This is a genomic window from Paenibacillus sp. ClWae2A, from assembly GCF_032452295.1.
GTDB lineage: Bacteria > Bacillota > Bacilli > Paenibacillales > Paenibacillaceae > Paenibacillus.
Genome location: NZ_JAULSQ010000010.1, coordinates 101,825 through 125,501 on the forward strand (window position 1 = coordinate 101,825; position 23,677 = coordinate 125,501).

Sequence of the window (23,677 nt, forward strand, 5' to 3'; positions counted from 1 at the left end):
ATATCTATCTTTTCAGGGATCTGTGCGAAACGATGCCATGGATGTTATGATCGATGATAATGCCCGAACAGGATGGTAGAGCAACGGGGAAATCTGAATAGTATTCAGTTTTTTTAGGAAAAATACTCCAGTGAGGAGTCCCCATACGAAAGGTAATAATTTCGCCGGAATGATTATGCAAATGGCAGAACGGTTTGAATCGGATAATGAGCGATTTACCTATCCGGTTTTTCGTTAAACATAAGTGTCTGTTTGATTTTGATCAGATATATAATTTATACGATTGGGAGTGTTGCAAAATGAATCTAGATGAAGTGATGCAAGAGTTAGAGGCGCTGGGCAAAGAACGAACGAAAAAAATTTACATCTCCAACGGTGCGCATGAACCGCTATTTGGCGTGGCAACTGGGGCGATGAAACCAATGGCAAAGCAGATCAAAAAGGATCAGCCTTTGGCAGAGGAACTATACGCAACGGGGAATTATGATGCGATGTATTTTGCGGGTGTGATTGCCGATCCTCAAGCGATGACGGAAGCTGATTTTGACCGTTGGATTGACGCTGCTTATTTTTACATGATCGCTGATTTCATCGTTGCCGTCACGTTGGCAGAGACGGATATTGCTCAAGAAGTTTCGGATAAGTGGATCGCGAGCGGAGATGAACTGAAAATGTCAGCAGGATGGAGCTGTTACTGTTGGTTGCTCGGTAGTCGAAAGGATGCTGAGTTTTCGGAGAATAAACTGATGGAGATGCTGGAACAAGTGAAAAATACGATTCACGAATCTCCGGAACGAACGAAATATTCGATGAACAACTTCCTGTACACCGTTGCAACATCCTATCAACCATTGCACGAACAGGCGGTGGAGACGGCCAAGGCCGTTGGCCCTGTCGAAGTGAACAAGGACATGCCCAAAAGCAAGCTGCTGAATGCCTCTGAGAATATCCAAAAGGCAGTGGAAAAAGGGCGGACGGGGTTCAAGCGTAAATATGTAAGGTGCTGAAATTTTCGCCGTATCGTCATTTTTAACATACGGAACATATGGTTATCGTGGGATTGAAATCCACAATCTCCATGTTATAATGAGGACAGAAACAGCTTATAATGCAAAGAGAGCCGTGCGCTAACACAACTCCCTGATGCAATAGCCGCTTTTAAGGGCGGTGGGCTTAACAAGCAGGGTACCGACTAAATAGACCGCATCCCTTAGCCAGAGGGCGGTCTATTTGTCTTTATTGGACAGCAGCGCTACAATTAGCAAACCGAAGGTAAGCATTAGCATAATTGCTTCAAATACTGTCACAAGGCATCACCTCCCTTCTCGTACTTTGAATACGAGAAGAGCGTTACGGTGGCTGGTATGGAATTTATTTAGTTGCAAACAGATAAGAAAAACACGCCATTTATAGGCGTGTTTTTTGTTGACAGCTAGATAATAAGCATATAGCAACTTCAAGGCTACATATCGTTCCTTTTAACCATTTCTTTGGCTTGCTGCCTGCCCGCCGAGAGAAAGCTGTCGCTAAGCTCAGGATCACTAACAGAGCGTGCAAGTACAAGCGAGCCAACCATTGTACTGAACAGTGCACGACCTCTGGACACATCGATTTCAGCCAGATTGGAGATAAAAGCGATCATCCGCTCCAATTCATGGGTAAATACCTGCCGAACCTCTTCGGACGAACGGGATATTTCGCTGGAGAGGGAAGGGAAAATACAGCTCATTTCCGTTTGGTCGCGGTGATAGGGACTCAAATAATAATCGATTACTTTATTAATTTTGGAATTCTGCTCTTCCTGATCAGCCACGTTCTGTAGAAGTGTAATGGTATCACTAATGGCATATTCACAGGCTTCGGCAACCAATTGTTCCTTGTTGTCAAAGTGTGAATAGAACCCTCCGTGAGTTAATCCAGCTCCCTTCATAATAAACGGGACACTCACCTCCTGGATACCATTGGTGCGAAAAGCTCGAGCCGCACTCTCCACAATCTTACCTCGTACTTTTATCTTATGTCCTTTGGGATAGGGCATTATCATTCACTCCATAATTTCATCATTCTGCTTTTCTAAAATATTATAGTCATCATAATAAAGCCTGTCAATTTGGCGAATGAATATCAGTTGATTTATAAAAGGGCCAAATACGGTTGTTGACGGTCTTAAAATATGATGGTTATAATATATTATGGTCATCATATTTTAAATTGACTTCAAATCGGGAGGTATCAGATTATGAGCAAGCTTGAATCTGTGGATACGTTAGTTATTGGATCAGGTCCAGGGGGATATGTGGCGGCGCTTCGTTCTTCGCAGTTGGGGATGAAGACGGCGATTGTTGAACGTAAACAGCTCGGCGGAGTCTGTACACATGTGGGTTGCATACCATCCAAAGCATTAATTGCGGAATCACAACGCTATGATTTGTTCAGACAATTCAATCAAGCTGACGCGGCAGCGACATTTAAGATTGCTCAGCATTTTAAGCAGGGGGTTGTGAATAAACAGGCAGGTGGCGTCCACTATTTGTTAAAGACTGCGGGTGTGAACATTCTGGAAGGAGAGGCCAGTCTGGTGGATGAGCACACAGCCATGATCCAGCAAACTGGACAGGAGCAAGGCATTTCTTTTAAAAATCTCATATTGGCAACGGGGTCTCGTCCAATTGAGTTGCCAGCATTTCCAGTTGGAGGTCGCATCTTATCTTCCACTGAAGCATTATCTCTACAGGAGGTTCCGAGTAGTCTGATTGTGATCGGCGGAGGTTATATTGGGGTGGAGCTTGGACAGATGTATGCCAAATTCGGAACCAAAGTAACGATTCTGGAGGGAGGCGCACAAGTATTGCCTGGATTCGAGGCGGAACTTGCAGCCCCTGTAGTCAAACAATTAAAGGCGGACGGCATCCAGATCGTAACCGGAGCGATTGCCGAAAAGGTGGAGCACAAGGCGGATTCCATTACACTTCATTATTCAAAAAATCAGGAGCAGCATCAGGTTACAGCGGAATATGTATTGGTCACAATCGGCAGGAAACCCAATACAGACGGCCAGTTAGGACTGGAACGCATAGGCTTGCCCGCAACAAACAAAGGACTGGTTGAGACGGATGAACAGTGCAGAACGGTTATCCCGCACATTTATGCCATTGGAGATATTACAGCCGGTCCGGCACTTGCCCACAAGGCATCCTATGAAGCCAAAGTAGCCGCAGAAGCCATTGCGGGTCTTACCTCCAAAGTGGATTACAAGGTGATTCCGCTTGTTGTCTTTTCTGATCCGGAGCTATCCAGTGTTGGAGTAAGTGAGACGGAAGCCAAAACACAGGCCATTCCAGTGGTTATTGGAAAATCTTCTTTTGGAATCAACGGAAGAGCATTGGCATTAAGAGAACCCGAAGGATTTGTGAAAATAGTGGCAGACCCGACCACAGGAATTGTCATTGGTGCGCAAATCGTAGGCGTGGAGGCATCCACACTGATATCGGAGCTCGCACTCGCAATTGAGATGGGGGCAACCGTGGAAGATCTGGCCATGACGATTCATCCTCATCCGACTTTGGGAGAAGTGATCATGGAGGCAGCCGAGAACGCGGTCACCAAAATGAAAAAGCAAAAATAGTCAGCAAATTTAACCATACACGAGGATTGGGAATGGGAGAGATAAAAAGATGAAGTTAAAAGCAGGTTTGTATATCGGAATTGCGATGGTGTTTATTATTGGAGGTTCACTTCTTGCGGTTAAAGGGAAGGATGCTGTAAGTCAGGCCGAGAGCCGGAAACAAGGCATACTTGAGGCAGAGCAAACGACCTTATTTTATCAGAAGAGTCCCGGGGCAATTAAAGAGGCGGGCGCGTCTGCAGGTGACTCCGTGAAAGAGGGAGAGATTCTTTTCAAAGTGAAATTAGCGGACGAGGGAGATGTGGAGGTACTCGCACCGTATGACGGGTTGGTTGACCGAGTCAATGTAGAGAAGGGAGATCAAGTCCAAGCAGGAGTGCCGCTGGCAGTTGTGCAAAAGAATACGTATTACACCGACCTTTACATACAGGAAAGTGAAATTCAACAGCTTGAAGTGAATCAAAGTATTGATGTTCATTTTCCGTATTCGGATCAGCCAACGCAGGTGAAGGGGATTGTTACCTCAATTTCATCTGCTCCTCAGTTCGCAACCTTGCGCATGTCACGGGAAAAAGGGCAAGCCGATTTAAGTATGTTTCTGGTCCGAATATCGATGGATTCGAATACCGATTTGCTTCCGGGGATGACAGCAGAGGTGAAACTTGATGAAATCACTGATTGACGAGTGGAGGTACGTCGCAGGAAGTAAGTATACACGGCTAATTTTTATTGGGCCAATGATTGCAGCCCTATTTTTTGGTTTAATGTTCTCGCAGAATCAACTCAGTAAATCACCAGTTGTGGTCATTGATGAGGATCATAGCGAATATTCACGACAATTGATCTCCAAAATAAATGCGTCTCAATACATGAGCATCAAAAGCGTATATGCGAGCCGAATGAGTCCTGAAACAATACTTGCTAACGAGCAGGCTGTAGCGGTCATTATGCTTCCCAATCAGTTGGGATTGCGCCAACAACAAGGGAAATCGACAAATATCGGCATCTTGATGGATAACACGATGCCCTCGGGGCTGACCGGTATTCGCACTGCGATTCAGGAGATCATCCAGACGGAAAATATGACCCTTTCCATGACACGTTTGATCCAAAAAGGGATGGATACCGAGACAGCTAAAGGAATCGTATCACCGTTATCCCTTCAGCAGCGGATGCTGTTTAATCCAACCTCCAGTTATGTCGGTTTTATGGTGCTTGGATTTGTGAATATCGTAGTATTGATGATTACAACAAGTGCAGCGGGCTCAATTGCACCTCGGCTTCGTCAGGAAGGGAAACTGTTTGCAAACGGAAGGTCACCTTTCCAGCTATGGGTTCGGAGTGTACCTTACGCCGTGTTGAGTTCCCTTTCGCTGCTTCTATCCTATGGATTGTTAAAACAAGTGGGGGGAATGCGGTTTGAAGCAGAGCCTTATCTTTTCATCATTCCATTGGTTGTTTATGCTTTTGCCTTGTCACTCATGGGTATGCTGATTGGATACACTGCCAAAGACATGTCGAAAGTCAGTCTACGAACCAGTTTTGTATTGTATCCCTCCTTTCTGGCTACGGGAATTCAATTAACGCCACTGGCGTTCCCAGAACCGTTCCAAATGTTCGCATGGGCACTACCCATGAACTGGCTTAACCGCCTAATTCGTGGAATGGCGCTTCGGGACGGGGCGCTGACAGCCTACAGTCAGGAGTTGGGGGCATTGCTGATTATTATTGGCGGAGTGTCCTTGTTTATAGGATTACTGTTTCTACGGGAAACCAGGAAAGTTTCTTCCAGCAGAGCCCCCCTGTTGAATACGGATATAATGCCGAGCAGTAGTTAATTGTTTTAGAATCGTTAAGCAACGAAAAAAGGCGCACGGGAGTCATTCCTGTTGCGTCTTTCTGTTTCCATAGATTGATTCTCATTAATCGTCATCATTATATGATATAATTTTTCACTGAGAGTACAGAAATGGAGAGCAAGAACGGCTTGATCCAGCTACTCCATAGCTGCGCCCATTTGTGACCTACTGCTCAGATAAAAACTTCCAAGGGAGCACTGATTTTTAGGATATAGAGCTGCACGCAGATAAAATTATTTATTATGGGAGTTGTCTAACGAATCATGAATAAAAAAGAAGTCGCGCATATACGAAAGCAGTTTAAACTCGATCATGATCTACTGAATATTTACGATATTCTCAACGTTTATATTACGAAGGAAACCAACGAGGTCTATCACTGGGAGCGTCACCCGTTCGAACTGGTGGACAGAGAGAAGCAGGAGTTGTACATGGGCAATTTCAAAAAGTTGCTGACAGGTGATTTGGATCAGAAGTTGTTTGAGTTGAAGTTCCAGGAAGCGGCGGAGGACCCGGCCCAGGTGCTGCTTCACCAGGCGCTGGTAACAGGGGATCCGGATGAATGGCAGGATCTGATGTTGCTGCTCGTGGATCGAATGTTGGTGGATACGAAGTTTGAGCGGGATATGGTAGCTACGTTCGTGCGTGGACAGTATTATCTGCCGACCAAGGCTAGAAACGAAGCTACGGAAGAGAGTGAGAAGAATGAAGTGTTCGCCCATCCGTTCATTCTGTGCAGCGTGAATTCCACGGAGAAACAGCGGAAAACGCTCTTGTTTGATTACGTGGAGAGAGAGTTCAAATACAACATTATTGTCGATCCGATTATCAAATTAAGCACGCCAGAGCAAGGATTCCTGTACCCTAGCGTGACTGACAACTACTCCGATGTGAATCGAGTGTTATATTGCACAGGGAAATCCAATTTCCCGGACCCGCATTTTGTTGAAAATGTTTTGAATGGAGAAAGATCCGTAACCGCACTGGAAGAACGGGCGATCTTCGAAGATATCGTTAAGGAAGTGGCGGGTGAACAGCTCGATTCAGCCACCATTGCACATGTATATGAGGAGATTAACCGAGTCATCGAAATTAACGAAGAGTCCCATGAGGAAGAACCTCCGAAGCTGGATTATAAAGATCTGGAACGTGTACTGACCGCAAGCGGTATAGAGGATCTGACGACGGAGAAAGTGGAACGGGCTTTCGAAACCATCGTTGATAACAAGAATTATGAGATGAAAGCGACCAGTGTTATGCCGAAGTTTACGTCCAAGTCCATTAAGATCGAAACCAAGGTTGCTACGATTTCGGTTAGCCCGCAAGACTTGAGATATGTGAAACAGGTGAACTATCAAGGCAGACGATGCATCATGATTGAAGTGGACGAAGATGTTGTGATTGAAGGATTTACGCTCAATACCGAAAAACTTATAAATGAGGATTGATTGTAGACCATGACGGTGTAAAATCATCCGACAAGGACGAATGAACGTCCATCTATGTTGAAAAAAAGCCCAAGCCTAGGCATTATGCCAAAGCTTGGGCTTTCTTGATATTTCATGACTGTCGCAGCAGTTGTTTGATATCCGCTGCCGGACTGGAGCCAAGCTCCTCTTGGAGCAATTCCTCCAGAACCAGATACTGTCGCTGCGCCTCGGTTCTTCGTCCAAGGGACAGATACAACAGGATGATCTCACGATGAATATCTTCTCGAATTGAATCAATCTGGAGGATCCGTTCAAAATAATACAGCGCCCGTAACGGCTCGCCTGCCTTCGCGTGATAGTGGGCAGCAGTTTCCATCGTCATGATGAAATCCAGCTCCAGCTGTCTGGACCACGCGAAAGCCCACTCATAATGCCTTCCTTTCAGAAGTTCACCCGTATACAACGTGTCCATTCGCTCGAAGAGCTCGGGGCGATGTGCCGATGCCTGACGCATCTGCCGGAACAAGGCTTCGAACTCGTACAGATCACAGTTGATCGCTTCCCGGTCGATACGGATGCCATTCCTGTCTTTAAGAATGATCGGCACGTCACTGTTATCACCGATGGCACGTCGCACGTAGTACAGTGTGGAATTGATGTTGGTCCAGGCTTTCTGCGGACTGAGGTCCTTCCACAACGTATCGGCTAAGGCATCGCGGGTGGTCGATTTGGTATACAGCAAGAATGCAAGTAACTCTTCGGTTTTGGGCGTTCTGAGCTTGATGGGACTGTCTGCTCCTGCTCCGCCGAACACGGTGAATTCACCGAACAAACGAACGTTTAGTTTGGGTTCAGGCACCGCTGGTTCAGGCGTTGTCACGGACTTGTGAAGCTTTTCCTGCAACCGCTTGATGCTGCGGTTCAGTCGCTCTGCCGTGACTGGCTTGATGACGTAATCGATCACCTCTTTGTCGAAGGCCTGCACCGCATATTCCTCATATCCAGTCACCAGCACAATGGGGAGCGAAGGGTGATGTTTACGCAATTCACCAATGAGGTGCATACCCGAGATGCGAGGCATCGTAATGTCCAGAAATGCCGCATCGAAGCTATTCTCTGCCGCATATTCACAGGCTTCCTCCGGATCATGAAACGCACGACATACCTCGACTTCTCCGCTTTCTGTCAAAATGCGATTCAGTCGCTTCAGCGACAAATCCTCATCGTCCACGATGATGACTTTTATCATGTATCATAACCCCCGTTCCCATCTGTGCTTAGACGTTGATTTGGAAGATCAAATGTAATCCGCGTTCCCTCGCCGTCCAGACTGTCCATCTGAAGGTGTCTGCCATACAGCAGGTTCAATCGGCTGGAGATATTCCATAGTCCAACGCCGTTACTGCCGTCCGTGGATTGCCGAATTTCCTCCATCCGTTGCTTGGTTATGCCAATTCCGTTGTCCTCAATGGTGAATCGTGTTTCCGTATCATTCAGATTGCGAATGGACAACATGACGCGACCACCGCGAATGCTGGACATCAGTCCATGCCGAATCGCGTTTTCAATCAAGGGCTGCAACGTGAGGGGCGGAATGTCCATGTTCCGGTTCACGTCGGCATCTACATCGATGATGACCTCCAGCCGGTGGCCAAAGCGAGCTTGCTCTATGGCTACGTATGCCTCGATCATCTCCAGTTCGTTCATCAGGCTAGTCTTTGAGTCCAGATGTTTAAAGTGCACACTCCGCCGTAAGTAACTCGATAATTGCAAAATCAATTGTTCTGCCCGATTCGGCGCATCCACGCACAATTCGGCGATGGCGTTCAGGGCGTTATATAGAAAGTGCGGGTTCATCTGAGACCGCAAAAAAGATATTTCCGCATCTCGCGCAGCTTGCACGGATGTTTTCATCCGAGTCAAACCGCCGATCCGTGCCAGCAGTTCCTCCGATTCGAACGGCTTTGATACGAAATCATTGGCGCCTTTTTCCAAGGCCAGCTTCAATTGATTAGCTTTATTACTCGCCGTCAGCATGAGCACGGGAAGCTCGGAAGGGGAATAGCGCTCCCTGATCCGTTCCAGCAATTCGTAACCCGACATGTCCGGCATCATGATGTCGGCAATGACCAGATGCACGGCAGGAAGCTGGTCCAGTAGTTCCAGTACGGAAGGGGAACGTGCGGTTACCGCATAACTGTAACCTTCCAGCTTCAATAGGTTCACTATTGTCTGCAAATTAGCCGAGTCGTCGTCCACAACGATGATCCATTCGTTGAGAAGCCCTTCCACAATCTTTGGTTCTTCGAACCGGAGCAGCTGATTACCATGACTTGTAGGAGCGATGGTAATCGGCATGACGTTAGATCGTTTCTCACCTTTGCCATCTGCCAGTGGAAAAGTCAGGATGAACGTAGCACCCATGCCAGGTGCTGATTCCGCATGAATGGTCCCCCCATGCAGCTCAACCAGCTTACGTGTAATACTTAGTCCTAGACCGGTGCCTCCGGCAACTACTGGCCCCGTATCTGCTTCCTGCTCGAACGGCAGGAAGATATGTTCCAGCTTGTCCGTACCGATACCACGGCCGGTATCCACAATACGCATTTCCGCTTTGCCTTGCACGACCGCAGCTTGGATGCTTACCGTGCCACGTTCCGTGAATTTAACTGCATTGCCGATCAGATTATGCAAAATCTGAATCAGTCGGTTGCCGTCTGCATAGATCGGCGGGAAATGCGCCGGGATGCGGTTGATAAGCTCCACCTTTTTCGTACCAAGCAGGAAGGAGTGCATACGCATGACCGATTCGACAAACGAGTACAGATCGGTCGAAGACCGGTGGAGCGGGATGTCGCCATGTTTCATTTTCGAATAATCCAGCAATTCATCGACCAGATAGGTTAAACGTCTGCCACTTCCCGTCACGATCGCCAGATTGTGCGCCTGTTCGTCGGTAAGCGGGCCTTCGGCACCTTTGAGCAGGCTCTCACTGATATTTACAATCGCATTCAGCGGTGTTTTGAGCTCATGCGAGGTATTGGACAGGAAGTCATCCTTCACCTTGTCCAGCAAGAGCAGCTGATCTTTGAGAGTGCGGACCGTACGATAGGCCTCGAAGAACCGAAGCACCGCCAGAAACAGCATCAGGATGCTGAACAGGACAATGGAAGCCTGTCCGATGTTCATGTTTTCCTTGAGCGAGATCGAGAAGAGATTAATGTCCAGACAATACAGCATGATGCTTAAGAGAGCCGCATACCACAAGAAAGTAGAGAGCCGTTCGCCCTTCTCACTGGTCAGAAACTGTGATGCGCATTGATACAGCAACCACAATAGCAGCAACGTGTACATAACGACGACGTAAGGCGCAGCAAGCCCATAGACGGAAATAGGCAGAAGCGCGACCATGCATAAATAAGCTCCGAAAATGATCAGGATCACCGTTGTGAGCAGACCGGACAGGATGCCTGTTTTGAATCGGTAGAAGTAAAAGGTTAACAGACCCAGACATGCCACGGAGCAGAAATCTTTTAATTTATAGAGTGTGCTAAAGGGAATTTCCGTGCCCGCCATGGATAACACACGTTCGCTGATCATGCCGTTATAGAGTGCATATAACAGACAGATTAGACCAATCAGCAGTAGGGAATCGTCCCTGTTTCGGTAGAGTGCAGACCCCAGGTAACTGACGAGGAATATGATTGAAATGGTAGCCAGTACAGCGAGCGTGCCGAATTCGATAGCTGTGCTCATTTGATGTTTTTTCAGCATGGCTGCTTGTTCGCCGAAAAAGAGTGGACCCGGAATGCCAGAGTCCGTGTAATCGTAATTAGCCACCCGAATCAAAATCTCAATGTCACCGCCATGATAGGGGAAAAAGCCAATCTGGGGGGAGTTGCCTGGTCGGTAACCTGCTGATTTTGCCACAGCATGCCCGTCTTCCAGCAGCTTGTTGCCATTGATGTAGATCTCGCTGGCAAAACGAATGTTCATTTTTTTGATCGCGAGCGTTCCCCGAGCAGGTGCATTACGCAGCACTAGTCGATACGTAGCGAAGCCGTGGGTTGGCAATCGTTCACCATCCACTTTAAGTCGATTCCAGGAGCCGGGAACGGTTGCATAGGTATCGGGTGCATTCGTTGGACCAGCCTGATTCGATGTTGCAGATTCGTCAGGAAGCAATCGCTCCCAGTAAAATTCCCACTCCCCGTCCAGCTTGATCCGCTCGTCTTGTTCAGGATTCCAGGCCGAGAGGTCCAGAACACCTTGACGGGCATGAAGCGCCGCAGATTGGGGTTCTCTGATCGTTGACAGCAGCAGTACGGTAATAGCTAGTACAACAGTCAGGACAACGCCTGAAATTTTTAATAACACGAAATGCTGCTCCTTTAGAGGTTGTTTGATCCATTGGAAGATTCGGACCAAATCTCTTGTATTCTATCGGCATTGTAGCGAATATCTCTAGGGGGCGCAATCAAATTTCGACATTTTTTTCTGTTTATTATTTGTTTATTGTAAGGAAAAAGCCCGAAAGTCATCACGACTTTTGGGCTTTTTTGTACCTTTTTTATGAAAAAGGTTACTTCAATATATTGTACGTGAATTCATACCCAACCCGTAAATTCCAGTATGGATGCTTTTGCAGACTGTGCTTCCGTATGAGCCCCTTTGCGCCAGGCTTTGGGCGATTCTCCCATCAGTTTGGCGAAGCAGCGGTTAAAGCTGGAGATGGATCGGAAGCCGACCTGCTCAGAGATGGACAGAATGGAGGCCTCGGTGCTTTTTAATCGTTTGCATGCCTCTTCAATTCGGGTACTGTTCAGAAAATCAAGCGGCGTGGTTCCCATAATTTCATGGAACTTGCGGCGAAAATGCGTTGTACTCAGATGACACAGATCAGCGAGGTAATCGATGGTCACAGGCATCATGTAATTTTTGGTGATAAACTCCAACACAGGTGAGATGACCAAGTCACCTTGGAGGTCTCGTTCTCGTTCCCGTTCCTGATCCTGAGATGACAAGCGCTCGCTGCTCGCATGAATGCGAAGCAGTTCAATATATAGAGACATCAACAAGCCGTACGCGCTCTCCCGATAATAGGGGGACTGCTGTTTTATCTCTTCTACCACTGAAGTTGCGAGTGTGTGGATTTTGGGATACTGTTCCTTATTCAGAATGCAATTGGTTCCTTGAATAGCCCATAGATTCGGTTCAATGTGACTTTGGGATGTTTTGAGTGAATGGCGGAAGAGTTCTTCCGGTGAAAAAAAGATATAAGCCCACAGGCTGGCGTTATTAGGTGAACTGTATGTGGTATGCGGAAGATAACGGGGAATGAACGTGACGTCGCCTGCACGAAAAGGAACAGATTCCCCCTTAATCTCCATGATGCCTCCATCTGAATAACAGATGCCAATCTCCATGTGATTATGGAAATGAAGATGCTCACTCTTGATATCGGATATTCTCCAGCGGTCTCCACTGAGTAACAGGACAGGAAAATCAATGGGCAGGCTGTAGTGACGATATTCAATGACAGGTTTCTTCGGTTTGGGCATTTTCGAGGACTCCTATGTATAAATGATTGAAATTGCACAGTTTTGTTGCGAATATGCTTAGATTGAGACTATTTTACTGCTTACAATGGAATAAGTAAAGCGTTTACAAAAATGGACGGACACCTCTCAGGGCGCACTTGGGGGCGTGTGCGCAGGGAGAGGGGAATAACAATGCTTCAAGTGAAATATGACAGGGAACAGATTCTAAACGTAATCGAGAGCGTTACCAAGAAAACACTGGATATGGATCTGACATGGGATTGGCCCGGCGGTGTCGCTTATTATGGCGTATCCAGAGCTTATCAAACGACAGGCAACCAAGAGATTCTGGACAGGCTGGTGAAGTGGGCGGACGAATATATCGAGCTGGGTCTGCCAAGTTGGACGGTAAATACATGTGCCATGGGCCATGTACTCATCACTTTATATGAAGAAACCGGGGATCAGAAATATTGGGATATTGTCCTCAGTAAGGTCGATTATCTCCAGAATCATGCACTTCGCTTTGGAGACAATGTGCTTCAGCATACGGTATCCGTTTCCAATGATTTTCCGGAACAGGCTTGGGCGGATACCTTGTTTATGGCGGCATTTTTCCTGCTTCGCGTAGGTAGCAAATTAAAAGATGAAGCCATGATTCAAGATGCGCTGAATCAGTATTACTGGCATATCAAATACCTTCAAGATCCGACCAGCAGTCTGTGGTATCACGGCTATAACAATATCAACAAGGACCATATGTCCGGATTTTACTGGGGAAGAGCGAATGCTTGGGGAGCCTATACGATGTCTCAAGTGAAACCGCAACTGAACGACTGGTACTTGTATCCGCAGTGTATGGATGTAGAATGTGCACTACGCGATCAATTAGCGGCCCTCAAGCTGGTACAGACCGAGAACGGCTTGTGGCGTACGGTTTTGGATGACGAAGATTCGTATGAAGAGGTGTCAGCTTCAGCGGGTATTGCAGCAGCCATGATCAATAACGGCAATCCGCTGCATACCAAATACGTGCAAAAGGCATTGGAAGGCATCCTGAACAACATTAGCGAAGATGGGCGCGTGCTTAGTGTATCTGGCGGTACGGCGGTGATGAAGGATCGGGATGGCTATCGCAATATTCCAAAAGACTGGATTCAGGGCTGGGGTCAGGGCCTGGCACTCGCTTTTCTGTCCGATATGTTGAGATAGGGAGGGAACCCAATTGTCCAAACCAACGAAAGGCTCCTTTACACTACCGGGAGAATCCGGTTATGAGGCATTGACGCTGGAACTTGCCGATCGCTGGGGTGCCGATGTGATCCGTGACAGTGACGGTACAAAGTTGTCCGATGAGATTATCAATGCCGGATACGGCATCTATTCAACCATTTGCATTATTCGGGATCATAATGAGTGGGCATCCCGTAATCTGGATAAGCTGCAGCAATGTTTTCTCATTACGAATCCGAAGGTCGCTGTACAAGATTATGTATCCATCTATCTGATGGAGGACTTTTTTGCAGAACAATTTAAAGTGAATGATTCCAAAGAGGCATTTAAATATTGGCAAGTTTATGATCGAACGACTGGGAAAGAGGTACCTAGAGGACAGTGGAATTATGAAAGGGAATCAGGCAATGTTGTCATTACCGGCGTTGCTCCTTGGCATAAATACACGGTGAGTTTCATGGTCTATCGGATATGGGAAGAGATCTCCATGTACAATCATACGACGAATAACTGGGACAAAGAGCACCTGATGCAGATTGACCCGATCTATACGGACACACAAACGTATCTGCTGGATTGGATGGAAAAGTGGTGCCAAGACCACCCGGAAACAACGGTTGTACGTTTTACGTCCCTATTTTATAACTTCGCCTGGATCTGGGGCAGTGATGAGCGGAATCGCCATCTGTTCTCGGATTGGGGTTCATATGATTTTACGGTGAGTTCGAGAGCGCTGGATCTGTTTGCTCAAAAATATGGGTATTCACTCTCAGCCGAGGACTTTGTGAATGGTGGTAAATATCAGGTCACTCATATGCCTGCGGATCAGCGCAAACTGGACTGGATGGCATTTATCAATGATTTTGTCATTGAATTCGGTAAAAAGTTGATTGATATTGTGCACAAACATAACAAGCTGGCGTATGTCTTCTATGATGACAGTTGGGTGGGCATGGAGCCGTACAATGACCGCTTTGAGGAGTTTGGATTCGACGGCATGATCAAATGTGTGTTCTCCGGTTATGAGGCAAGAATGTGCTCAGGCGTTAAGGCTGATACCCATGAGATTCGCTTGCATCCCTATTTGTTCCCAGTTGGCTTAGGCGGGCTTCCTACCTTCAAGGAGGGCGGAGATCCTACCCTGGATGCGAAGAAATATTGGATTAATATCCGGCGTGCGCTGCTGCGTGAGTCGATTGACCGGATTGGACTGGGTGGATATTTGCATCTGGTTGAGCCTTACCCGGACTTTGTGGATTATATCGAGAAGATCGCCCATGAATTCAGGGAAATGAAAGAGCTGCATCAAGAGGGAAAACCGTATCAGATCAAGACAAAGGTAGCCGTTCTGCATAGCTGGGGCAAGTTAAGATCGTGGACCTTGTCCGGCCATTTTCATGAAACACATATGCATGATCTGATTCATGTGAATGAGGCATTAGCCGGGTTGCCTGTTGACGTACAGTTTATTGATTTTGATGATATTCGTCAGGGCGCATTGAAGGATGTAGATGTCGTCATCAATGCCGGCTCTGCAGGTTCTGCCTGGAGTGGTGGAGTGCATTGGAGTGACCACCAATGTGTAGACATCCTGACCCAATGGGTGTACGAAGGCGGTACATTTATGGGTATCAACCAGCCTTCAGCGGCCCACGGGTACGACAGCTTTTTCAGAATGGCACATGTGCTTGGGGTAGATGAGGATACAGGTGCAAGGGTAGTTCATGGAAAATGGTCGTATGAGGCTCACGATGAGCATAGTTTGGTGCCTGAGGGAGCCAACATACTTCCAAAAAATAACATTTATCTTACTGATGGATCAGCAGCTGTAGTGAGTGAAACGGATGGTCAGATCACACTGTCCACACATGCTTTTGGAAAAGGAAAAGGGATCTATCTGCCTTCCTTCGAATTCAGCTGGGAAAATACAAGACTACTTCTGAATTTGATCCGTTTTGCGGGCAATGAATTCCATGAAACAAAGTACATCACGGATAACTTGTATACGGAGTGCGCCTACTACCCTGAGAGCAACATATTGGTTGTGATCAATAATAGCGATCAGGTTCAGTCCACGACGATCAATACAGAGCATGGAAAACAGACCATGGAATTAGACCCGTATGATACGGTGATCACCAAAATTGGTTTAACAAAATCGGTATCCCCATAGAATGATGACTCGATAGACCGTATTCCTTAACCAGGAAGCGGTCTATTTTATTTATGAGTTGAATCAATTTCATTAACGTATATATTGCGGATCTTACAGAATCCCTGAACGAGAAAGCCCAATTCTTTAGATGTGGGATGAAAGTGAGGTCGGATACGGAGTATCACTATTGTGATGCTTCAAGTATCCGAAATGTCTGCCTTCTTAATTTTTTGGATGAAAGACAAAGACCACAAAGTCAGTCGTGAAATCGTTAATTTCGCAGTCGAAAATAAGACTTCTGTCATTCGCTTAGAGCAACTAACGAATATTAGGCAGACGACAAGAACAAGTCGTAAAAACGAAAAGAATCTACACACATGGTCATTCTACCGTTTGGCACAATTCATTGAATACAAAGCAAACATGGCAGGGATCAAAGTGGAATATGTGAACCCTGCATATTCAAGTCAAACCTGTCCAGAATGTTCAAAAAAGAACAAGGCGCAAGATAGAAGATATACGTGCCCATGTGGATTCAAGAGACATCGTGATATCGTTGGGGCGATGAATATTCGCTACGCAACTGTGATTGGCGGTAACAGTCAATCAGCCTAAGATGCTATATGCACTGTCTTAGGAGGGGTAATGGCATACCCTAATCTTAGCATCTGTCCAAAGCAGAAATGAAATGAGGACGTTAAGCTTAGCTAAGAATCCCAATCATTTTAGTGATCTTGCCCCTTTAGGGGTGGGAGTGTCAAAAGCGATCTGCTCTTGAATATTCAAAAGCTGTTAAAAGAAAAAAATGTAGAGCACTATTTGCTGGAAGTCATCCAATCCAACGAATCTGCAGTTCAGCTGTACAGTAAACAAAACTTCAAAATTCAAAGGGAATTTTCATGTTTCCAGTTGCAAAAAGATAAATTCATACCGCAAACGACCTGCACGGTGGAATGTGTGGAGAGAATCGATTTGGAGCAGTTTAAGGAATTTTGGGATGTGGAGCCCTCCTGGCAAAATTCAATTGATTCCATCTACGCTGTACCGGAGGCTTTTATCTATGTGGTTGCACGTCAGGATCACAGCATTATTGGCTATGGCATTATAGATAAAAAAACAGGTGATGTTCCACAGCTTGCAGTGAACCAAAATTACCGGGGCGTAGGTGTTGCAAGCAGCATACTGACAGAGATGGTCCAACGCACAGAATCACCTAGACTCAGTGTCCTCAATGTGGAATCTCATCTAAAACCGATGGAAGATTTCCTCCTGGTCAAATCAGGTTTTACGTATCATGTCGGCCAGTACGAAATGCTCTTGAAATTATAACGTGATCGCCGTTTCGACGTAGGATCAGATCGGGTTCAAACAAAAGTTGAATTAAAGGCCTCCGGAAATCCTGGATTGCAGTATCCAACCTTTCCCTTACTCGTTATAATAATATTGATATATGACATGGTTAGAGGAGACAAAGACATAACATGAGCCGCAAGACGTATTGTAAGCGTATTCAGTTTCTGGATGATTGGAGTCTCAAAACCAAGTTGTACATATTGTTCATTTTTTGTGTGCTGGTCCCGGTCCTGGTCACGAATACCGTGTTTTACCTAAGCATCAAAGGTAACATTGAGGAGAAGGAGCATAGCCGATTCAATGAAATGCAGCAAAGGATCAAGTTCAACCTGCGGAACAGTATAGATAATAGCTTGTATGTGTCCAATTTTCTCTATACCGATGGAACGCTGAACCGGTTCATGGAGTCCAAGTATCGCGATCAGGAAGACTATTATTCTGCCTACTATGATATGCTTAGCAACAACAATCTGGTTAGGTACTACTACAGCTACCAGCAGGTGAATCAAATTACGTTTTATGTTGGCAATGATACCTTCGTCAATGGAGGAAACTTCATTAAGCTGGATGATGAGGTGAAGAAAAGTGAATGGTATCAAGCGCTGATGAACACGAGCGACCATATCATGATCTATTCGTATTTTGACAAACAGCAGGCGGAGATGTCGCAAAGTCAGGGAGGACGCAAAGTAAGCATTATTCGTAAGCTGGATTACTTTGGGGAGCAGCAGGTTGAAAAGGTGTTAAAGGTAGATCTGGACTACGCTTTCATCAACAAATCGCTTAAAAATGAGGGAGCAAATGGGAAGGTGTATGTCGTTTCGGATGGCAGGGTCATTTTCTCGAACGATTCAAAAATGAACCAGACGCGCAAGCCATTTAATCTAATTGCGAACAGTCCAATTGACCCTGTTCAATCCATGCAATCGATTCCCGTCGTATCCGAGGATTGGCAGATTGTCGTCAGCACGGAGAAATTGGACGTTCTGTCGGAGATTGTTAATTCCAAGATTAATTTGACTTTGCTGATCATTCTTAATCTGTTGGTGCCCACACTGCTGATCTGGTTGATATCCAGATCACTGGTCATCAGAGTTGATCGAATAGCGAAGCATCTGGATCAAGTGAAGCATGAGAAATTTGAGGTGATATCGGGACCTGTAGGCAAGGACGAGATCGGCAGCCTGACCCATAGTTATAACATGATGGTCATCAAGATCAAGAACCTGATTGAGATTGTGTTTAAGGGTCAGGTGGAGCGGCAAGCCCTTGAGCTCTCCAAAAAGCAGGCGGAGCTTAAAGCCCTTCAGAGTCAGGTGAATCCCCATTTTATGTTCAACACACTGGAAACGATCCGTATGCGGAGCTTGATCAAGGACGAGCTTGAAACCTCCGATGTCATTCATAGACTGGCACTGCTGTTACGTCAGACGATCAATTGGGGCGATGATCTGATTACAATTGCAGAGGAAATCAATTTTGTGGAGAGTTATCTGAGTATCCAGCAGTACCGCTTTGGCGAAAAGCTGCAATTTGCAATCAGGATCACAGACGAATCCATTTCTGCCATGATGATACCGAAGCTAACCGTTCTCACCTTTGTGGAGAATGCTTGTATCCATGGCATTGAGGGGACATCGAATGATGGGGTCGTGGAGGTATTATTCGAAATTCGAAGTAATGAACTGTACATTTCCATTCGAGATACTGGAGTCGGTATGGATCAGGACAAGCTGGCCTCGCTCCGCAAAATGATGCAAGACCCGAGTATGGATCGGATGAGCGAGCTTAGCAGCATTGGTATGATGAATGCATATATTCGGCTGCGGATGTATTTTGATGATTTCGTTCAGGTGCACATATTCAGTGAAAAGGGGAAGGGAACAACGATTGGCATTCAAATTCCTCTTATGCAGGCATCTCAAGAATAAGGAGCGAGGATATGATCAACGTGCTGATTGTGGACGATGAGCCATTTATTCGCCAAGGACTTCTATTGCTAATTGATTGGGAGTCTTACGGTTTCCAGATTTGCGGCCAGGCTTCAAATGGCATGCAGGCATTGGAGTGCATACGCGATATGCAGCCCGATCTGGTGATTTCCGACATCAAGATGCCGGAAATGGACGGAATGCAGCTTGCCAAAACCTTGTATGAGCAATATAGCGGTGACATCAAGCTGATTCTTCTGAGTGGATTCTATGAGTTCGGATATGCCAAGCAGGCAATTAAATATCAAGTGGATGATTATATTCTCAAGCCTATTGTGAAGACCGAACTGGTTCAGGTGCTTGAGGAGTTCAGGGATGCATTCAATGCGCGAATGGAAGAGAAGCGATATCAGCAAAAAAAGGATCGAATGATTATGGCCCAGCATATGCAGTCGATCTTGCTTGGGGTGGCCGAGGAGGAAGCTGTTACGAGTCTGCAACCCTACTATCAAGATGCCGGCATACTGCGTTGTATCCTGATTGAGGCGGAAGGCGGTCCAGAACAGGGAACGGATTGGTGCGCTCGGGTTGAGGCATGGGTGGGCAAGCCCTTTCCGGGACAAATTTTGAAGCCGTTCACAGGTGATAAAAATGCGGTTCTGCTCATTGTTACGGACCTGATGATGAACCGTGAGGCAGTGACCTTGGAGCAATATTTGACTCGATTACATGCCGAGCTGAGCCACGGTCAAGAGTCAGCTATTGCTTGTTATGTCGGGAAGGAAGTACATGGGTTGGAGACGCTGCACGAGTCTTATCAATCCTGCGGCATAATGAAAAGCTTACGTTTCTTCACCACTTGTATGCCCATTTATTACTTTGAACTTATGGATACGACCTTATTTGTTAATCGGCCGGGACAGTTCGAAAAACAATTGTTTGATGGGTTAGTCAAGTCTATTGAGGAACAGCAAACGGATGAGTTATACAGTCATGCAAAGGCAATTTTTCAATTTTTTTTGGATGAGCGAATCGAGCCTGGTATGGTCCGTATCCACTTGCATTATTTGGCATACACTTTGCTGGATCTCGTGAATAACGATACGGTTACTCCAGATTCCGGGCTGATGGAATCGACTTTTCTGAAGGTGAACTACGCGATGTTATCCATGGAGGAAAACATCGAACATTTATGCGAGTTTTCGCTCATGTGCGCAGAGAAACTGAAGGAGCAGCAAAAGTCGAATGCAATGGGCGTATTAGCCAAAATTGAGGCTTTCATTCACGAGCATTACAGAGAAAATATCAGCCTAAAATTGCTGGGAGAGCAGTTTTACATGAACAGTGCGTATCTGGGTCAGATTTTCAAAAAGCATTACTCGATCAGCTTCAGTGATTATTTGAATCAATTGCGTATTGAGGAAGCCGCCCGGCTGTTGCGCAGAACAGATCAAAGAGTATACGAAATTGCAACAATGGTGGGATATCGGGACTCTGATTATTTTATTAGCCGGTTCGAGAAACTCATGGGGGAGACTCCTGCACAATATCGTAAAAGTGCCCATGCTGCGTACTCTCTTGATTAACATCCTGCACTCCTTGACGGAGCGGCGGGATATTTTTTTTCGCAGATGCTGGAATTAGTGGGATTCCATCTATAGTTTATCCCGTTGAGAGGGGCATGGAAGCATGATAATTTTAAGTCAGCCTTTGGAAAGCGCTTTCCAAAAAGCTTCTGTCAATATAATCGATGGAGGGGTCATGATGAAAAAGGATGCTAGAAAAAGAATCAAGTATAGTGCTCTGTTAGCTTTAATACTGGTCATCGCACTCACTGGATGTACACCGGGATCGTCCTCGAAAGGGGAAAAGACAGCAGATGGAAGGGAATTGAAACAATTTTCCGCATTTTTTGCTGTACCGGGGAAAATTGCGCCTGACGATAATCGGGTGCTAAAAGCTATTGAGGAGAAAACAGGCGTCAGAGTCACGATGGACTGGCTTACGGGCCAAACAGCCAAAGAGCGGATTGGTGTACTCATTGCAGGCGGCGAATATCCCGATTTTATCGATGGGAGTGATGGTACTCAGCAACTGGTAGCAGCAGGGGCGTTAGTACCACTGGAGGATTACATCGATAAATATCCCAACATCAAAAATTACCTGGGCGAAGACTGGAAGAAGATGAAAAATACGACGGATGGACATATCTACTTCATTCCTCAATTCGGCAATATACAAGAAAAGTCGATGAAAGTATCCCATGACGGAGAAGCGTTCTGGATTCAGAAGGCCGTACTGGAGTGGGATAATTATCCGACAATCAAAACGCTTGACCAATACTTCGACTTGATTGAACGGTATAAAGCAGCTCACCCGACTGTTGATGGTCAGCCAACAATTGGATTTGAAATTATCTCCTATGACTGGCGTTATTTCGCACTGGAGAACCCTCCGCTCTTCATGGCTGGTTATCCGAACGAAGGCGCAGCCATCGTTGATAAAGAAACGCTAACGGCTAAAAACTACAATACCATTCCTGAAGCGAAGGCATATTTCAAGAAGATCAATGAGGTATATCATCAAGGTCTGGTCGATAACGAAACTTTTACAGCAAACTATGATCAATATATATCTAAAATTTCAACCGGACGTGTGCTGGGCATGGTGGATCAAGGATGGCAGTTCCTTGACGCCGAGGCATCACTCGTGAAGCAAAAATTGTATGACAAAACCTATGTACCGTTGTCCATTACACTCTCCGAGGATGTTAAAGGGCGCTATCAGAACAATCCAATCCTTAACGTAAATGGTGGCTTGGCCATTACAAAGAGCTGCGAGGATATCGAGGGAGCACTTCAATATATTAATGATTTGCTGGACCCTGAGATGGAGGTATTGAGAACCTGGGGACAGGAAGGCGTGGATTATCAAGTCGATGACAAAGGCGTGTTCTCCAGAAATGAAGAGCAACGTGCGAATTCCAAAGATCCGGACTGGGTACTGGCAAACACGGGAAGCCCGTTGGTCTATTTCCCGCATCATGAAGGCATGACCGCTGACGGGAAGAATGCTCTCGATCCTAAGGAGCAGCCTGAGGAGTACCTTGCCACATTGAATGACATCGACAAAAAAGTGCTGAAGGCTTATGGATATACGAAATTTACCGACTTCCTTGAGCCTGCGGAGGAAAATGAGCCGTGGTTCCCAATCTATACCTATAATTTCGAACCAAATAAACCGGAGACCATCGCCAGACAGAAAATGGACGATGTAAAACGCAAATGGCTGCCAAAAGTGATTATGACTTCACCAGCTGAATTTGATAAGGCTTGGGAAGAATATCAAGCCACACTAAAGGAAAGCGCAGATATTAAAGCGTATGAAGATGCGTTGACGGAAGAAGTCCGCAGACGTATGGAACTGTGGGGATAAGGGCCTGTCACACAGAAAGGCTATGGGGAACCCCGTAGCCTTTCTTACACGCTAGATTCCGAGATTGGATAGGAATGAAATCGATTCATCCAGACTGGGTGATATAGATAAACTCGTAAGCAAGGAGAGAAAAAACATGGCCAAAAAGGAGTTGCAGCCTTCGTTAAAAACCAGCCATATCCCAGCGGGAACAAGCTGGATCGGGTACAACCTGTCCAGAATGAAAAGTCAGCGACAATTAATGTGGATGTCATTTCCGTTTATTGCGTTTATCGCTATTTTTGCGTATGGACCATTATGGGGCTGGTTGATGGCGTTTCAGAATTATAGACCTGGCATTGGTTTTATGGAGCAAGATTGGGTGGGGCTGGATCATTTTCGAACGTTATTCACGGACCCTACATTTTTACGTGTCATTCGCAATACGCTGGCGATGAGCTTGATCAGTCTGTTTCTGGGATTTGTCGGCTCGATTGGTCTGGCGCTCTTATTAAATGAACTGCGGATGATATTGTTCAAACGTGTGGTACAGACGGTTTCCTACCTTCCACATTTCCTGTCGTGGATCATCGTAACAGGTATCGTTGCGAATGTATTGTCAACGGAAACAGGAATTGTGAATGTGCTGTTGACAAAATTGGGCCTGATTGATGCACCGATCAATTTTTTTGCTGAACCAAAATACTTCTGGGGTATTGTGGGTCTGTCCAGCATGTGGAAGGAAATTGGCTGGGGTACGATTATTTATCTGGCGGCCATGGCGTCGATTAATCCGAGCTTGTACGAGGCAGCTTCCATCGACGGAGCCGGGCGGTTTCGTAAAATGTTCAATGTCACGCTTCCAAGCATCAAACCAACGATTATTATCCTGCTTATCATCAACGTTGGTAACGTACTGAACGCAGGTTTTGAGATTCAATATTTGCTGGGAAACGGACTTGTGCAGGATGTATCCGAGACGATCGACATTTTTGTTTTGAAATACGGGATTAATCTTGGTAACTACTCACTTGCCACCGCAGCAGGCATTTTCAAAAGTGTGGTCAGTCTGGTGCTCATATTTATCGCCAACGGGATTGCCAAGTCTCTTGGTGAAGAGCGATTGATATGATAAGG

General features: G+C 46.1%; 17 protein-coding genes and 1 pseudogene. 13 read left to right on the forward strand and 5 right to left on the reverse strand.

What is annotated here, in order from left to right; translation table 11 throughout:
- Nucleotides 1–299 precede the first annotated feature (299 nt).
- A complete protein-coding gene (locus QVE09_RS23920; RefSeq protein ID WP_315938825.1) occupies nt 300–1,007 on the forward strand; it encodes a DNA alkylation repair protein in 708 nt (235 codons plus the stop codon).
- A 219-nt stretch (nt 1,008–1,226) separates the two neighbouring features.
- On the opposite strand, the gene QVE09_RS31560 is transcribed toward QVE09_RS23920, so the two are convergent.
- Entirely contained in the window at nt 1,227–1,307 is an 81-nt protein-coding gene (locus QVE09_RS31560) for a putative holin-like toxin (RefSeq protein ID WP_370739116.1), read from the reverse strand.
- 155 nt (nt 1,308–1,462) lie between these two features.
- On the reverse strand, nt 1,463–2,038 hold the full coding sequence (locus QVE09_RS23925) for a TetR/AcrR family transcriptional regulator (protein ID WP_315938826.1): 576 nt from the start codon (nt 2,036–2,038) through the stop codon (nt 1,463–1,465).
- 201 nt (nt 2,039–2,239) lie between these two features.
- Here QVE09_RS23925 and lpdA point away from each other — a divergent pair, with 201 nt between their 5' ends.
- The 4 genes from lpdA (at nt 2,240) to QVE09_RS23945 (ending at nt 6,932) form a co-directional block, all read left to right on the forward strand.
- Nucleotides 2,240–3,625, forward strand: coding sequence for a dihydrolipoyl dehydrogenase (lpdA, locus tag QVE09_RS23930; RefSeq protein ID WP_315938827.1), 1,386 nt, complete (start codon nt 2,240–2,242; stop codon nt 3,623–3,625).
- A 49-nt stretch (nt 3,626–3,674) separates the two neighbouring features.
- Nucleotides 3,675–4,307 carry a biotin/lipoyl-containing protein gene (locus tag QVE09_RS23935; protein ID WP_315938828.1) on the forward strand — a complete coding sequence of 211 codons (633 nt, stop codon included), beginning with the start codon at nt 3,675–3,677 and terminating at the stop codon, nt 4,305–4,307.
- Entirely contained in the window at nt 4,291–5,463 is a 1,173-nt protein-coding gene (locus QVE09_RS23940; RefSeq protein WP_315938829.1) for an ABC transporter permease, read from the forward strand. Before QVE09_RS23935 ends, QVE09_RS23940 begins: the two co-directional genes overlap by 17 nt.
- 284 nt (nt 5,464–5,747) lie before the next feature.
- Nucleotides 5,748–6,932: a DUF4317 domain-containing protein gene (locus tag QVE09_RS23945; protein WP_091038856.1), complete on the forward strand. Its 1,185-nt coding sequence runs from the start codon at nt 5,748–5,750 to the stop codon at nt 6,930–6,932.
- 112 nt (nt 6,933–7,044) lie between these two features.
- Here the strand turns inward: QVE09_RS23945 and QVE09_RS23950 are convergent, their stop codons facing one another.
- The 3 genes from QVE09_RS23950 to QVE09_RS23960 all read right to left on the reverse strand — a co-directional run bounded on the left by QVE09_RS23950 (nt 7,045) and on the right by QVE09_RS23960 (nt 12,475).
- Nucleotides 7,045–8,163, reverse strand: coding sequence for a response regulator (locus QVE09_RS23950; RefSeq protein WP_315938830.1), 1,119 nt, complete (start codon nt 8,161–8,163; stop codon nt 7,045–7,047).
- Nucleotides 8,160–11,291, reverse strand: a complete 3,132-nt coding sequence (locus QVE09_RS23955) for an ATP-binding protein (protein WP_315938831.1) — start codon at nt 11,289–11,291, stop codon at nt 8,160–8,162. Before QVE09_RS23955 ends, QVE09_RS23950 begins: the two co-directional genes overlap by 4 nt.
- A gap of 230 nt (nt 11,292–11,521) precedes the next feature.
- Nucleotides 11,522–12,475: an AraC family transcriptional regulator gene (locus QVE09_RS23960; RefSeq protein ID WP_315938832.1), complete on the reverse strand. Its 954-nt coding sequence runs from the start codon at nt 12,473–12,475 to the stop codon at nt 11,522–11,524.
- Between the two features lie 171 nt (nt 12,476–12,646).
- Here QVE09_RS23960 and QVE09_RS23965 point away from each other — a divergent pair, with 171 nt between their 5' ends.
- The 8 genes and pseudogenes from QVE09_RS23965 to QVE09_RS24000 all read left to right on the forward strand — a co-directional run bounded on the left by QVE09_RS23965 (nt 12,647) and on the right by QVE09_RS24000 (nt 23,672).
- On the forward strand, nt 12,647–13,666 hold the full coding sequence (locus QVE09_RS23965; RefSeq protein WP_315938833.1) for a glycoside hydrolase family 88/105 protein: 1,020 nt from the start codon (nt 12,647–12,649) through the stop codon (nt 13,664–13,666).
- A 13-nt stretch (nt 13,667–13,679) separates the two neighbouring features.
- Nucleotides 13,680–15,860: a 1,3-beta-galactosyl-N-acetylhexosamine phosphorylase gene (gene gnpA / locus QVE09_RS23970; protein ID WP_315938834.1), complete on the forward strand. Its 2,181-nt coding sequence runs from the start codon at nt 13,680–13,682 to the stop codon at nt 15,858–15,860.
- Nucleotides 15,861–16,073: 213 nt separating this feature from the next.
- Nucleotides 16,074–16,457 (forward strand): annotated as a pseudogene (locus QVE09_RS23975) (RNA-guided endonuclease TnpB family protein); the annotation flags it as partial.
- Between the two features lie 159 nt (nt 16,458–16,616).
- Nucleotides 16,617–17,171, forward strand: coding sequence for a GNAT family N-acetyltransferase (locus QVE09_RS23980; protein WP_315938835.1), 555 nt, complete (start codon nt 16,617–16,619; stop codon nt 17,169–17,171).
- A gap of 152 nt (nt 17,172–17,323) precedes the next feature.
- Nucleotides 17,324–19,126 carry a cache domain-containing sensor histidine kinase gene (locus QVE09_RS23985; protein ID WP_315938836.1) on the forward strand — a complete coding sequence of 601 codons (1,803 nt, stop codon included), beginning with the start codon at nt 17,324–17,326 and terminating at the stop codon, nt 19,124–19,126.
- 11 nt (nt 19,127–19,137) lie between these two features.
- On the forward strand, nt 19,138–20,712 hold the full coding sequence (locus QVE09_RS23990; RefSeq protein ID WP_315938837.1) for a response regulator: 1,575 nt from the start codon (nt 19,138–19,140) through the stop codon (nt 20,710–20,712).
- Nucleotides 20,713–20,887: 175 nt separating this feature from the next.
- On the forward strand, nt 20,888–22,561 hold the full coding sequence (locus tag QVE09_RS23995; protein WP_315938838.1) for an extracellular solute-binding protein: 1,674 nt from the start codon (nt 20,888–20,890) through the stop codon (nt 22,559–22,561).
- A gap of 136 nt (nt 22,562–22,697) precedes the next feature.
- On the forward strand, nt 22,698–23,672 hold the full coding sequence (locus QVE09_RS24000) for an ABC transporter permease (protein ID WP_074093559.1): 975 nt from the start codon (nt 22,698–22,700) through the stop codon (nt 23,670–23,672).
- The last annotated feature ends 5 nt before the right edge of the window (nt 23,673–23,677 follow it).